We start from the raw sequence: 14,332 nt of genomic DNA on the forward strand, positions 1-14,332 counted from the left end.
GCTCCTTGTTCGCACAAGACGGCTCGTGATTGCATTGCAAACGTTTGCAGTCTTCCGCCCGAGCTAGGAGCCACGCCTTGTCCGGTACTCCCGCCAGTCGTCGCCGCTACGCCGTAGTCGGGCTCGGAGCCCGCGCCGAGACCTTCGTCGGCGCCCTCGCCGGCCCGTACGCCGAACGTGGCGAGCTGGTCGGGTTCTGCGACACCAACCCGACCCGGATGAGCGTGCACAACCGGTGGCTGGCCGAACGTCACGGGTACCCTGCGGTCCCGCAGTACGCCGCGGCCGACTTCGCCAGGATGCTCGACGAACAGCGGCCGGACGTGGTGCTGGTGACGTCGATGGACCGGACCCACGACGACTACATCGTGGCCGCGCTCGAGGCCGGGCTCGACGTGATCACCGAGAAGCCGATGACGATGGACCCGGTGCGCTGCCGGCGGATCCTGGACGCCGCGGAGAAGGCGTCGGGATCGGTCCGGGTCGCCTTCAACTACCGCTACAACCCGGTGCACGCGAAGGTCCGCGAGGTGCTCGCCTCGGGCGCGATCGGCGAGATCGGCTCGGTGCACTTCGAGTGGCTGCTCGACGTCCGGCACGGCGCCGACTACTTCCGCCGCTGGCACCGGGACAAAGGGAACGCCGGCGGGCTGATGGTGCACAAGGCGACCCACCACTTCGACCTGGTCAACTGGTGGATCGCGTCGGAGCCGGAGACCGTGTTCGCGGACGGGAAGCTCTTCTTCTACGGCGACGAGAACGGCAAGCGCCGCGGACTCGCCCGGGCCTACGACCGGGCCGACAGCTCGCCGGAAGCGGCGGACGACCCGTTCGCGATCAAGCTCGCCGCGAACGACAAGCTGCGCGAGCTCTACCTGGAAGCCGAGCATGACGACGGCTACCACCGGGACCAGAACGTGTTCGGACCGGGCATCACCATCGAGGACGACATGGCGGTGCTCGTCCGCTATACCTCAGGCGCCTCGCTGAGCTACCACCTCACGGCGTACTCGCCCTGGGAGGGCTACCGGATCGGCTTCAACGGCAGCGCCGGACGGCTCGAACTGCTCGTCCGGGAGAACACCTTCGCGACTCCGCCCGCGGACCAGCAGCACGCGACCGCAGTACAGCACGGTGATGCGAGGCCAGGTGAAACCGAGGCGCTGCTGACGCTGCACCCGCTCTGGGAGCCGCCGCAGACCCTGCTGCACGGCGAGCTCGGTCAGGGCCACGGTGGTGGCGACGCGCGGCTGCTCGAGTCGCTGTTCGGTGACCCGGGCGAGGATCCCCTCGGCCGCAGCGCGGACCACGAGGACGGCGCTCGCTCGCTCCTGATCGGCCTCGCCGCCAACCAGTCCTTCGAGACGGGTCAGGTCGTCAAGGTCTCCTCCTTGCTGAGCTGATCAGCTGAAGGCCGCGAGGCCCGCAAGCCCCCGGGTAGACCCCGCCTGTGGTCTTGCGGATGCCTCGCTGCCAGGTCTGCGACGCCTGGATCCTGGTCGCCAATCCGCCCGCCGCGACGGCGTACGCGGTGTCACAGGCGGACCGAACTGTCCCGCTATCGGGATCTGATGCTGGATCCGCGCTTCTGGCGAAGGACAACGCGACCCGCACCGCGCCTGGTTCTACCAGTTCGTCTGCACGGCCGGGCAACGCCCACCCCATTGACGGCGAGGAGGTCTCAGGACTTGGCACCCGTACTGCGGGGCGCCGGGCTGAGCCTCGGCTAGCGGACGGGGACCTCGAGGGTGCGGCCGGGGATGACGTCGGCGGCGTTGCGGAGGTTGTTGAGGTCGGCGATCTGTTCGACGACGACGGCGGGGTTCTCGTCGGGGTTGGTTTCCTGGGCGATGGACCAGAGCGTCTGGCCGGCGCCGACCTCCACCTGGATCGTGTGGTCGAACTGGGGCTGACTGTCGAGCACTCCGGCGATCCGCAGGCCCAGGACGGCGATCGCGGCGCCGAAGACGAGCACCGAGACCGCGGTGAGGACCATCCGGCCCCGGCGGGTCAGCTGCAGGGCCGAGGGCTCGATCTCGGCGGTGGTCCGGCGGCTCGCGGCAGTGCGGGTCTGAACGTGGCGCCCGAGCTCGTCACCGGAGCACGCCCGCACCGGGAGCGGCTCGGTCGTCGTTCCGGCGATCCTCGGCCGGCGGCGTTGACGCGTGCCGTCGACGCCGGGCGACGGGGCCGCCTTCGCCGTCGCACCTGATGGCAGAGCCCCTGACGCCAGAGCCGCTGTGCTCAGAGCCGCTGTGCTCATCGGATCCTCCAGACCCTCGTTCAGTCCTCGTCCTGCGGTGTCGTTCGCTGTCGATCTCTGTCTACCGGCCGGCTCCGACAGTTTTCGGCGAGCACCTCGCCGGGACTCCCGGACCGCCGGCCGTTCGACCGGCCCGAACACCTGTTCGATCGAACGCCTGTACGAATGATTAACCGACAGACGCGGTGTATGCAACCATTTCCAACCAGGACACGCCGTGAAAATTCCCGGTCGCTGGGGCTCTATAACCTGACACGCGAACAAACGTGCGAACCGACACGCCTTCGAACAGATGTTTGAAGAATCTCAGGATTCGGTCTACGGTCTTCTCAGTCGACAAAGCAAGGCCGGTGCCCGACCGCCGGCCCGACCCGAGGAGTTGCCACCGATGGCCAGGACGCCGAGCGGTTCCAGCAAGGACGATCGCACCACTGCGAAGGTCTCCGACAAGACCGTGTCCGAGCTACCCGACGGCCCGGCCGACGCGACCGGCCTGACCCCTCGCCAGCGGCGCGTCCTCGACGTGATCCGCGATTCGGTCGACAGCCGTGGCTACCCGCCCTCGATGCGGGAGATCGGCGAGCGGGTCGGCCTGACGAGCTCCTCCTCGGTGTCGCACCAGTTGCGCGTGCTCGAGCAGAAAGGCCTGCTCCGGCGCGACCCGAACCGCCCGCGCGCCATCGAGGTCCGCTACCCCGGCGAGGTCGCCGACGCGGCCCGGCGCAGCTCCCTCGGCGCCGTCCGGCAGACGTCGTACGACGAGACGGGAGCGGGTGACGCGCACCCGGCCGCGGCCTACGTTCCGGTGGTCGGCCGGATCGCCGCCGGTGGCCCGATCCTTGCGGAGCAGGACATCGAGGAGGTCTTCCCGTTGCCCAGGGCAATGGTTGGCGAAGGCACCTTGTTCATGCTGAAGGTCAAGGGTGAGTCGATGATCGAGGCCGCGATCTGCGACGGCGACTGGGTCGTGGTGCGCCAGCAGCAGACCGCCGACAACGGTGACATCGTCGCTGCCATGATCGACGGCGAGGCCACCGTGAAGACGTTCAAGAAGACCTCGAACCAGATTCTGCTGCTGCCGCACAACCCCGCTTTCGAGCCGATCGACGGCAAGGACGCGACGATTCTCGGGAAGGTCGTAACAGTTCTGCGGCGTGTCTGACATCGCAGACGGCGAGCGGAGTCGGGCGTGTCATGTCAGGATTGAGACATGACGACTGTCTATGACTTCAGCGCCACCCGGATCGAAGGCAATGAACAGTCTCTTGCCGACTTCCGCGACCAGGTGCTCCTGGTGGTGAACACGGCCTCGCAGTGCAGCCAGACACCGCAGTACACCGGGCTCCAGAAGCTGTACAAGACGTACCGCAAACAGGGCTTCTCGGTGCTCGGCTTTCCCTGCGACCAGTTCGGCCACCAGGAGCCAGGCGACGAGAACGAGATCGCGAACTTCTGTTCGACGCTCTATCACGTGACGTTCCCGATGTTCGCCAAGATCGACGTCAACGGCTCCCGGACGCTTCCGCTGTTCAACTGGCTGAAGCGGGAGCAGGGCGGCCTTCTCGGCGGGCGGATCAAGTGGAACTTCACCAAGTTCCTGATCGCTCGCGACGGCAGCGTGATCGCGCGGTATGCGCCGACCCACACGCCGGAGAAACTCGCGGACAAGATCGCGGCTGCTCTGGCGGTGCCAGCGCCCAGCCGGCGGGAATCGACCGATTGATCGTTCTGCCGACGGCAGGTGGAATCGTTGCCCGATTTACTGAGACACACCGTGAATCACTGTCTCAGTCAGCCAGCGGTAGATCTTGCCATGGGCACATGAGCAGGAGCGCATTTCTCTCTGGGTTGGTCTTTGGCGTTTGGTCCTGACTGATGGGCAGGTCAGAGAACTACTGATTCCGGGTCGATGTCCAGGCGGAGACCACGCCAGACCGGGTGGCGAAGGCGGCCGTCGCCCGCCCAACCGGAGAAGGCGACTTCGGCGACCAGGAGTGGGTCGAGCCAGTGGGCGGCGCGGCGGTCCGGGGTGGGGACCGAGGAGGCGTCGAAGGGTGGTTGCTTGACCTCGAGAGCGGCCAGTTCCGCGCTGAGGACCTCGAGCATCGCGAAGTCCAAACCTGAGCCGACCTTGCCGATCAGTACGAGTTCGCCGCCGGGCTCGGTGTAGGCGCCGCAGTAGAGCGAACCGATCCGCCCGGCCCGGTTCCCCTCCCCCGGATGCCAACCACAAAGAATCACGTCACGCGTCTGGATGGGCTTCACCTTCACCCAGTCGTGGCTGCGTTTCCCTGGCAGGTAGCGGGATCTGCGCCGCTTCGCGACCACACCTTCGAGACCGGTCGATGCCGACAGTTCGAGCGCCTCGTCGCCGTCCGCGTACGCCGGCGGCACCTCCCAGAACGGGTCCCCGATATCGAGCGAGTCCAGCAGTCCCCGCCGATCGTCGTACGTTGCGTCCAGCAACGACTTCCCGTCGAAGGTGAGCACGTCGAAAACCCGCACTGAGACAGGCACCTGGTTGATCAACTGCGCGAGGTGTCGCGGATCGCGCACGTGCATCCGCCGCTGCAACAGCCCGAACGACGGTGCGCCGTTCTCGTCCAGCGTGACGATCTCCCCGTCCAGTACTGCGGGCAGCACCAGACCCGGCGCGTTCGCCAGGCCGAGCAGTTCGGGATAACCGCCGGACACGTCGCGGCTGTTCCTCGACCAGAGCCGGCAGACGCCTTCGTCCACCTCGGCGATCACCCGGATGCCGTCCCACTTCATCTCGTACGACCAGTCCGCCCCGGACGGCATCGGTCCGGTGCCCGCCATCATCGGCAGAACCGGGGGGCCGGACGCGGGACTCACGAGTCCTGGAGTCTCTTCAAGGCGCCGAGCACCTTCTCACGATCGGCCGTCGGCCACATCGGTGGCAAGGAGGCGCGCAGGTAGCCGCCGTAACGGGCGGTAACGATGCGCGGGTCGAGGATCGCCACCACGCCGCGATCGGTGGTCCGGCGGATCAGGCGGCCGGTCCCCTGCGCCAGCAGCAACGCGGCGTGGGTCGCGGCGACGGCCATGAACCCGTTCCCGCCTGCCTCGTCCACGGCGCGCTGCCGGGCGGCCATCAGCGGCTCGTCCGGTCGCGGGAACGGCACCCGGTCGATGATCACCAGGTTGCAGGTCGAGCCCGGTACGTCGATGCCCTGCCAGAGCGAGAGGGTCCCGAACAGCGAAGTCTCCGGGTCCTCCACGAACTCGCGCGACAACTCCCCCAGTTGCGCGTCGCCCTGGCACAGTACCTTCAGGTCGGTCGCCTCGCGCACGGCAGCCGTCGCCGCCTCGGCCGCCCGGCGGGACGAGAACAACCCGAGCGTGCGGCCACCCGCGGCCGTGATCAGGTCGACGATCTCCTCGAACTGCTTCTTGCCGAGCCCATCGCGATGCGGCGGCGGCAGGTGCTTGGCGACGTACAGGATGCCCTGCTTCTCGTACTCGAAGGGCGAGCCGACGTCGAGCCCGCGCCACGGCAGCGGGCCGGTCTCGGACTCGTCGTCCACCTCGGGCATCTCGTCGTCGCCGTCGAGCTTGTCCGCGGGGCGCAGGCCGACCTGCCGCGCGATCGCGTCGAAGTCGCCGCCGAGCGTGAGCGTCGCCGAGGTGAGCACGACGGTCCGGTCCTTCAGCACCAGTTCGCGGAGCAGCCCGGCGACGGTGAGCGGCGCGATCCGCAGTTCGCGGCCGAACCGGTCCCGGTCGACCATCCAGACCACGTCGAGGTCGCTCAGCGCGGCGACCCGCTCGGCGACGTCGAAGATCTCCTTGACCGCGCCCTTCGACTGCCGCTTGGCACCGTCCGGGTCGTCGTCCCTGTCGTCGGACTTCTTGTTCAGGTCGGAGTAGATCCCGCGGGCGGCGTCCCGGACCAGCGCGGCCGCCTCGAGCACGACCCCGTTGGACGCCTCGATCCGGCCCTCGCGGGTCTCCTGCAGGGCGGCGCGCAACGCGTCGGAGGCGTCGATCAGGTCATCGGCCTTGTCGTCGTCGACGAACCGGCGGGCGCGCTTGGCGGCGCGCTCGACCATCTGCGCCGAGAGCTCGTCACCTGCCGCACCGGTGACCCGGGCCGGGAGCTCGTGCGCCTCGTCGACGATGACCACGTCGTGCTCGGGCAGCACCGTGCGGTTCTCGAAGGCGTCGATCGACAGTAGGGCGTGGTTGGTGATGACGATGTCGGCCTTGCGCGCCTGCTCCTTGGCCTTCTCGGCGAAGCACTCCTCGCCGTACGGGCACTTCTGCGCGCCGAGGCACTCGCGCGCGGCGATCGCCACCTGCTGCCAGGCCTGGTACTGGTGGGATGGCGCGTGGTCGCGGTCGCCCGCCTCGCCGTCGAGCAGTTGCTGCTCGGCCCAGTCGCGCAGCTCGAGCACCTGCTGGCCGATCGGGCCGGCCGGCGGCACGTCGATCAGCATGCCGTCGTCGTCCGGCGCGCCCTCGCGGATCCGGTGCAGGCAGGCGTAGTTGTTCCGGCCCTTCTGGATCGCGTACGACGGACGCCGGGGCAGCAGCTTCTCCGTGGCGTCGAGCAGGGCCGGTACGTCGCGGTCGACCAGCTGCGACTGCAGCGTCAACGTGGCGGTGGAGACGACGACCCTGCGCTCCTCGACCGCGTGGATCAACGCCGGCACCAGGTAGCCGAGCGACTTGCCCGTGCCGGTGCCGGCCTGGACCAGAAGGTGGGATCCGTCGTGCATGGACCCGTTCACCGCCTCGGCCATCTCGACCTGACCCGGACGCGTCTGACCACCGATCCCGGAGACCGCGGCCTCCAGCAGTTCCCGCACCTCGACACCCACCGCATCACCCTAGCCGGGTTCGGGGACAGTTTCCGGCGACGGGCCCCGACCCTGTGGACAAGCCGCATCTGGTACTACGCGCGCTCCTGCCGACGAGGTGAGATGTCTGTGGGCCCCACCCCTCGGCAGGAGTGAGGCCCACAAGGTGGCGTTCTAGACGACGGCGCCGCGGTCGGGTTCGGCGTCCCGGTCTCGTTGCTTGACCTTCGGGCGGGGCGGCGGCGCCGGGTAGCGCTTCTCCAGCTCGACCAGCAGCGGGGCCGCGGTCAGGTTGGAGGAGTAGGTGCCGACCAGGATGCCGAGCAGCAGCGCCAGGGCGAAGTCGCCCAGCGAGTCACCGCCGAGGAACAGCAGGGCGGCGAGGATGAACAGCGTGCTGATACCGGTGTTGATGGTCCGGGGCAGCACGTTCACGATCGCGGTGTCGACGACCGGCCCGAGTGCCTCCGTTGACCGGGCGTTCCGGGTCTCGCGGATCCGGTCGAACACCACCACCGAGTCGTTCACCGTGTAACCGATGATCGTCAGCATCGCCGCGAGGAAGATGCCGTCGACCGGTTTGCCGGTCCAGGCGAACACGCCGACGACGACCGCGACGTTCTGCAGCAGCGCCAGTACGGCACCCGCGCCGAAGGTCCAGCGGAAGCGCACCGCGAGGTACGCCAACTGGGCCAGCAGCGCGACTCCCAGCGCGATCAGCGCCTTGTCGCGCAGTTCACTGCCGAGCGACGGGCCGATGCTCTCGTTGCGGATCAGTTCGGTGCCGCCGCCGATCCGGGAGATCGACTCGCGGATCTTCTCGGCCTCGTCGTCGCTGATCGTGCCGGTCCGGACGGTGATGTCGTCGGTGCCAGAGGCCTGGACCACCGCGTTCGGGTAGCCCGCCTCGGCCACGGCCGCCCGCGCCTGGTCCGGGGTGATCTGCTGCGCGGTGCTCACCTCGAGCAGCCGCCCACCGGTGAACTCGATGCCCAGGTTGAGGCCGCGGATGCCGACCCCGGCGAGGCTGACGACGATCGCGACGGCGGTGATGATCAGCCAGCGCCGGCTGTGCTTCATCAACTGCGGCCGCTTGGCCTCCAGCCAGGTCCGGACCCGGCCGTGACCGGCGATCCCGCTGATGCCCGGATGGTTCAGCACGAACTTCCGGGAGACGGCGAACTCTGCCAGCACCCGGGTGACGACCAGCGCCGACAGCATCGAGGCGATCACACCGATGCTCAGCGTGACGCCGAAGCCCCGGACCGGACCGGCCGCCAGGAAGAACAGCAGCCCGGCCGCGAGCAGGGTGGTCACGTTGGAGTCGGCGATCGCGGACAGCGCGTTCTGGAAGCCGCTGCGCAAGGAACGGCGCAGCCCGTCGGTCCGGCCGCCGATGTAGTCCTCGCGAGCCCGTTCGAAGACCAGCACGTTGGCGTCCACCGCCATACCGATCGCGAGCACGAAACCGGCCAGACCCGGCAGGGTCAGGGTCGCCCCGAGCACGGTCAGCGCGGCGTACGACATGCCCGCGTAGGCGACCAGGCCGAAGACAGCCATCAGGCCGACCAGGCGGTACACGATGGTGATGAACAGGGCGGTCAGCGCGACGCCGATGATGGCGGCCAGCGCGCTCGCCTGGATCGCGTCCTTGCCGAGCGACGGCCCGACCGTCCGTTGGTCGATGACCTGGACCGGGACAGGCAGCGAGCCGCCCTCGATCAGCGCGGCCAGGTCCTTGGCCTCCTCCTCGGTGAAGGAGCCGGTGATCGTGCTGGTGCCGCCGCCGATGCCGATGTTGCAGAGCTGGCTGCCGCCGTTCGGGTCGACCTGCGGTGCGGTGATCACCTCGTTGTCGAGCACGATCGCGACCCGCCGCTGCGGCGAACCGACCGGCTCACAGGCGGCCTTGCCGGTGATGTCCGCCCAGATCTTGCCGCCGTCGTCCTTGAAGTCCATCTGGACGAACCAGCCCTGGGCGGCCTGCGCGGGGTCGATCAGGCCGTCGGCGCCGCTGACCTTCTCACCGGTCATCGCGGGCTTGGCCAGTCGCAGCAGGCCGGCGCCGTCGTCGCTTGGCAGGTACAGCTCCCCCGCGGCCGGCTTGGCGGGCTTCTGCGCGACCTGGTCGAGCACCTGGTGGAAGGTCAGCTGGGCGGTCTTGCCGATCACCTTCGCCGCCTCGCGCGGGTCCTGCACGCCCGGCAGTTCGACGATGATCCGGCGCTCGCCCTGGCGGGTCACGCTCGGCTCGCTGACCCCGAGCGCGTCGATCCGGCGCCGCAGTACCTCCAGCGCCTTGTCGGTGGTCTCCCTGTTCGCCTTCACCGTCGGCGAGTCGCTCGCCTCGAGGACAATCTGGGTGCCACCGCGCAGGTCCAGGCCCAGCTCGGGCTTGGCAGTCAGCACGGTGTACGTCGACGCCGCGAGGATGAGGAACGCGAACAACGCGCGGACCAGGGACGACCGGTTCACTGACTTCCTCCGGAAGGTGGGCACCCGCTGTGCGGATGTCGTGACACAGAGCAGACCACTGGAAGTGGAACGCTCAGTGTACGAACGTACGCAAGCCCAGCATCGTCCCCGCGACCGGCGGAGGGAACCCCGTCGCGGCGGCCCATCGCGGCTTGTCGCGGCGGCCTTGCCTCTAACCGTTACTGATCACTCGTATCGATGCCGTGCTCTATGGCATAGCGGACGAGTTCCGCACGGTTGTGGAGCTGTAGCTTCCGCAGAGTGTTCTGCACGTGGTTCTCGACGGTCCGGTGGGACAACACCAACCGGGTGGCGATCTGCCGGGCCGTCAACCCACGAGCCACTAGCCGCAGTACCTCGGTCTCCCGCTCGGTGAGCTGCGGCACCTCGGGTCCGGCTCCTAGCCGCCTGTACTCCCCCAGCAGCAACCCGGCCAGCCCTGCACTGAAGACGGCGTCGCCTTCCGCAGTACGCCGTACCGCGTCGTCGAACTCGTCCAGGGACGCCGACTTCACCAGGTAGCCGGAGGCACCGTTCTTCACGGCAGCCAGTACATCGGCCTGCTCCGCGCTGGCCGACAACACCAGGACCCGGGTATCCGGCAGCGCGGCGGTGATCTCGCGGGTGGCGTCGACGCCAGAGCCGTCGCCGAGCTGGAGGTCCATCACCACCACGTCCGGCCTGGTCGCCTTGGCGATCCGGATGCCGCCGGCAACGTCCGCCGCGGTCGCGCAGACGTCGTAGCCACGACTGCCGAGGTCCCGCGCGACGCCCTCGCGCCACATCGGATGGTCGTCGACGATCATCACCCGGGTCATGCCGTAGTCACCTTCATCTCCCACTCGGTACCTTCGCCCGGGGCCGTCCGGACCGTCACGCTGCCGCCGAGATCGGTGATCCGGCCCCGGATCGACTGGCTGACCCCGAGGTGCCCGTCGGATCCCGCCCGCAGCAGCTGATCGGGCGTCGTACCGGAACCATCGTCGCGGACGGAGAGCAGCACCTCGCCACCGAGGTCCTCGACCACCACCCAGCATCGGGCCTCCGGGCCGGCGTGCTTGTCCACGTTGCTCAGCGCCTCCTTGACCGCGGCAACCAGTTCGGTCGCCGTCGCGGTCGGCAGCAGCACCTGCTCGGCCGGCACCACCACGTCCACCCGAGGGGTTGCCAGGGGCAACAGCAGCATGCACAGGTCGATCCGGCCGCGGTCGCCACTGATCGGGCGCGACGCCATCAGGTTGCGCAGGGCAACCTCTTGCTCGGCGGCCAGGGCGGCGAGCTCCACCGCCTCCCCGCCGATCGCGGTCCCCCGCCGCTGCACCTGCGCGAGCACCTGCAGTACTCCGTCGTGGATCGACCGGCCGAGGCGGAGGCGCTCGGCCGTGGCGCTCTCGGTGGCGATCGCCTCCCGCAACCTGGCGTTGGCGCGCCGCATCGTGGTCGCGGCGTACCCGACGACCAGGCCCGCGACCAGCAGCAGTTGCACGTTGCTCAGAACCTTCGACACGTTGTCGAAGCCGCGCAGGGACAGCAGCGCAAGGCTGACGGCCGTGGCGCCCAGCAGTCCCCCGTCACGGCCGCGGGAGATCGCCAGCGCGAGCACCGGCCCGGCCGCCCAGACCGAGGTGAGGACAGAGGCGCCGCCACGGATGTCGACCAGCGGCTGGGCCAGCAGGGTCAGGTACATGCAGCCGATGGTGACGATCAGATCGGCGACAGCCAGCCGGGTGTTGCGGCGTCCCCAGTGCCGGCTGTACCCGATGGAGGCGATCACCGTCCACACACCCATCACCGCGAGTTGGATCACCGCACCGGCGGGGTTGCGGATGCCGTCCCAGCGGGTCCACACCCCGAAGACGGCGAAACCGTAGGTGATCACCCGGAAGACCACCAGGGCCCGCCACAACGGCAGCAGCAGATCGGCCGAGTCACCCCGGTCCCGGCCCGCGTCGTGCCGTGCAGCGTTCATGCCGCCCAGTGTGCCAATTCCCCGGGCCGCCACGCTGCGTCGTCGTACTCCAGTGCGCTGAGTGGTCTTACTCAGTTGGTGAGTGCATGATTCCCCGCTGATGCGCAGGTTTTTGGCGCGAACCACTTCAGCATGGGGGACTTTCCCCGTACTGTCGCGCAGAAGTACACGCTCGGGGGATCCACAAACACACTGCGTCACCATGCGCCGGTGTGTTTTTTCAGGAGCAGGAGGGAATCGTGCGCAAAGTATCTGCTGGGCTCTTCAGCCTGGCTCTGGCGGCAACGTTCGGCCTGAGTAGCATGTCGGCCGGCACCGCCGCACCGCCCCGGGAAGCCGGTACGGCGCCAGTCGCGAGTGAGGCCTCGGGCCCGGACGAGCTGTCCAGCCCGTTGGAGGACAAGCGGCGCGAGCTGCGTCAGGAAGCCCTGACGAAGGTTCTCAACGGCACCGCCAAGGTGGAGCAGCGCGGCACCAGCAAGGTGGTGAAGCTGGGCCAGAAGACGGCCGGCGCCAAGGGCGAGCAGAGTGCCACGGCGGCCAAGGTCGACCAGTACGTCGAGCTGAGCCGGGAGAAGACCGACCGGATCTTCGTCGTGCTCGCCGAGTTCGGGAACGAGCGGCACCCGAGCTACCCCGACCAGGACACCGCTCCTGGCACCCCCGGCCCGACCACCTTCGAGGGCCCGCTGCACAACGCCATCCCGGAGCCGGACCGCGCGGTGGACAACTCCACCGTCTGGCAGGCCGACTACAGCCCCGAGCACTTCCGGCAGCTGTACTTCGGCGCCGGCGCGAACGTCAACTCGGTGAAGAACTACTACGAGAAGCAGTCGTCCGGGCGCTACAGCGTGGACGGCACCGTCACCGACTGGGTGAAGGTGCAGTACAACGAGGCCCGCTACGGCCGGTCCAACGGCTTCCCGTGCACCGGCAACGTCTGCAGCAACACCTGGGCGCTCGTCCGCGACTCGGTGAACCAGTGGGTCGCCGACCAGAAGGCGGCCGGCCGAACCACCGCGGAGATCACCGCCGAGCTGAAGACGTTCGACCAGTGGGACCGCTACGACTTCGACGGTGACGGCAACTTCAACGAGCCCGACGGCTACATCGACCACTTCCAGGTCGTGCACGCCGGCGGCGACCAGGCCGACGGTGACCCGCACCAGGGCGAGGACGCGATCTGGTCGCACCGCTGGTACGTCGGTCTCGCGGGTGGCCCGGCCAACAACCCGGTCGGTGGTACCCAGCTCGGCGACACCGGCCTGTGGGTCGGCGACTACACGATCCAGCCGGAGAACGGCGGCATCAGCGTCTTCGCGCACGAGTACGGCCACGACCTCGGCCTGCCGGACCACTACGACACCTCGGGTGCCGCGGTGGAGAACGGGGTGAACTGGTGGACGATCATGGCGCAGAGCCGGGTCGGCAAGCCCAGCGACGGCGGTATCGGTGAGCAGGCGGCCGACCTCGGTGCGTGGGACAAGCTGCAGCTCGGCTGGCTGGACTACGAGATCGTCGCGGCCGGCCAGACCCGGACCGTCGACCTCGGCCCGCACGAGTACAACTCGAACAAGGCGCAGGGCATCGTCGTCACGCTCCCGAAGAAGAACGTCACCACCCCGCTCCAGCCGCCGGCCGTGGGCAGCAAATCGTGGTGGAGCGGCGAGGGCGACGACTTCACCCACACGATGAACCGTCAGGTGACCCTGCCGGCCGGGACCTCGACCCTCACCTTCCAGGCCAACTGGGACATCGAGGACTGTGACACCACCGCGTGTGACTACGCCTACGTCGACGTGAACGACGGCACCGGCTACAAGCCGATCGCCGGCAACATCACGAAGGCGGCCGAGGGCAACGGCATCGACGGCAAGAGCAACGGCTGGGTGCCGGCGACCTTCGACCTGTCGGCCTACGCCGGCAAGACGATCGGTCTGCAGTTCCGCTACCTGACCGACGCGAACACCGGTGGCTTCGGCTTCTTCGCCGACGCGATCAAGGTGACCAACGGCGCGACCACGCTGGTCGACTCCGGCGCGGAGACCAGCCCAGAAGGCTGGACGCTGAACGGCTTCAGCTCGCAGGGCGCGACGCTGACCACGGCGTACGACAACTACTACCTCGCCTCGCACATCAACTACGCCTCGTACGACCAGCACCTGCAGACCGGGCCGTACAACTTCGGCTGGGCCAGCACACTGGGCGACAAGGTGGAGCACTTCCCGTACCAGGACGGCCTGCTGATCTGGTACTGGGACACCTCGCAGCGCAACAACAACACCAACCAGCACCCGGGTGAAGGCCTGGTCCTTCCGGTCGACTCGCACCCGGATCCGATCAACCGTGCCGACGGTCAGATCTGGCGCCCGCGGGTGGCCGGTTACGACGCCCCGTTCGGGCTCGAGAAGGCCGACAGCTTCACCCTGCACGTGAACGGCCAGCCCAGCTACATCCGTGGCGAGCCCGGCGTCCCCACGTTCAACGACAGCAAGTCGTACTGGAACCCGCTGCAGCCGCAGGCCGGCGTCAAGGTGCCGAACAACGGCGTCAACATCAAGGTCCAGGAGCGCACCGGCACCTCGATGAAGATCAAGATCTCCAGCCGCAACTGACGGCCTGAGGATCTGAATGCCCTGAGCAACTGACAGCGGCCGGTGGTTCCCATGACGGGGAGCCACCGGCCGTCTGTCTGTCCTGGCTGTCACTGGCAGTGCTAGGCAGAACAGAGTGAGGTACGCCGGCCCGGAACACGCCACAGTCGGAGAAGTCCGGAGAACACGCTCCGGAAAGACCCCTCCG

Annotated in this window: 10 protein-coding genes; 4 read left to right on the forward strand and 6 right to left on the reverse strand. The window is 68.5% G+C overall.

Going from position 1 to position 14,332, the window contains the following annotated elements:
- Positions 1 to 77 precede the first annotated feature (77 nt).
- Positions 78 to 1,403 carry a Gfo/Idh/MocA family protein gene (locus tag EV644_RS26135; protein WP_132191566.1) on the forward strand — a complete coding sequence of 442 codons (1,326 nt, stop codon included), beginning with the start codon at positions 78 to 80 and terminating at the stop codon, positions 1,401 to 1,403.
- Positions 1,404 to 1,726: 323 nt separating this feature from the next.
- On the opposite strand, the gene EV644_RS26140 is transcribed toward EV644_RS26135, so the two are convergent.
- Complete coding sequence (locus EV644_RS26140) at positions 1,727 to 2,263, reverse strand: LysM peptidoglycan-binding domain-containing protein (protein ID WP_132191565.1); 537 nt, start codon at positions 2,261 to 2,263, stop codon at positions 1,727 to 1,729.
- A gap of 388 nt (positions 2,264 to 2,651) precedes the next feature.
- On the opposite strand from EV644_RS26140, the gene lexA reads away from it, so the two are divergent.
- Entirely contained in the window at positions 2,652 to 3,425 is a 774-nt protein-coding gene (lexA, locus tag EV644_RS26145) for a transcriptional repressor LexA (protein WP_132191564.1), read from the forward strand.
- 48 nt (positions 3,426 to 3,473) lie between these two features.
- Positions 3,474 to 3,986 (forward strand): glutathione peroxidase, encoded by a 513-nt coding sequence (locus EV644_RS26150; RefSeq protein ID WP_132191563.1) that lies wholly within the window; start codon positions 3,474 to 3,476, stop codon positions 3,984 to 3,986.
- A gap of 161 nt (positions 3,987 to 4,147) precedes the next feature.
- Here EV644_RS26150 and ligD read toward each other — a convergent pair whose 3' ends face one another.
- The 5 genes from ligD to macS form a co-directional block, all read right to left on the reverse strand.
- Positions 4,148 to 5,086 (reverse strand): non-homologous end-joining DNA ligase, encoded by a 939-nt coding sequence (gene ligD / locus EV644_RS26155; RefSeq protein ID WP_132191562.1) that lies wholly within the window; start codon positions 5,084 to 5,086, stop codon positions 4,148 to 4,150.
- A gap of 29 nt (positions 5,087 to 5,115) precedes the next feature.
- Positions 5,116 to 7,095, reverse strand: coding sequence for an ATP-dependent DNA helicase (locus EV644_RS26160; protein WP_132191602.1), 1,980 nt, complete (start codon positions 7,093 to 7,095; stop codon positions 5,116 to 5,118).
- 165 nt (positions 7,096 to 7,260) lie between these two features.
- Positions 7,261 to 9,561 (reverse strand): protein translocase subunit SecD, encoded by a 2,301-nt coding sequence (gene secD / locus EV644_RS26165; protein ID WP_132191561.1) that lies wholly within the window; start codon positions 9,559 to 9,561, stop codon positions 7,261 to 7,263.
- 179 nt (positions 9,562 to 9,740) lie between these two features.
- Positions 9,741 to 10,379: a response regulator gene (locus EV644_RS26170; protein WP_132191560.1), complete on the reverse strand. Its 639-nt coding sequence runs from the start codon at positions 10,377 to 10,379 to the stop codon at positions 9,741 to 9,743.
- Positions 10,376 to 11,530, reverse strand: coding sequence for a MacS family sensor histidine kinase (gene macS / locus EV644_RS26175; RefSeq protein ID WP_132191559.1), 1,155 nt, complete (start codon positions 11,528 to 11,530; stop codon positions 10,376 to 10,378). Before macS ends, EV644_RS26170 begins: the two co-directional genes overlap by 4 nt.
- Positions 11,531 to 11,769: 239 nt before the next feature.
- Between macS and EV644_RS26180 the strand changes: the two genes are divergently transcribed.
- On the forward strand, positions 11,770 to 14,145 hold the full coding sequence (locus tag EV644_RS26180) for an immune inhibitor A domain-containing protein (protein WP_132191558.1): 2,376 nt from the start codon (positions 11,770 to 11,772) through the stop codon (positions 14,143 to 14,145).
- Positions 14,146 to 14,332: the final 187 nt, after the last annotated feature.

The organism is Kribbella orskensis, assembly GCF_004342085.1.
GTDB lineage: Bacteria > Actinomycetota > Actinomycetes > Propionibacteriales > Kribbellaceae > Kribbella > Kribbella orskensis.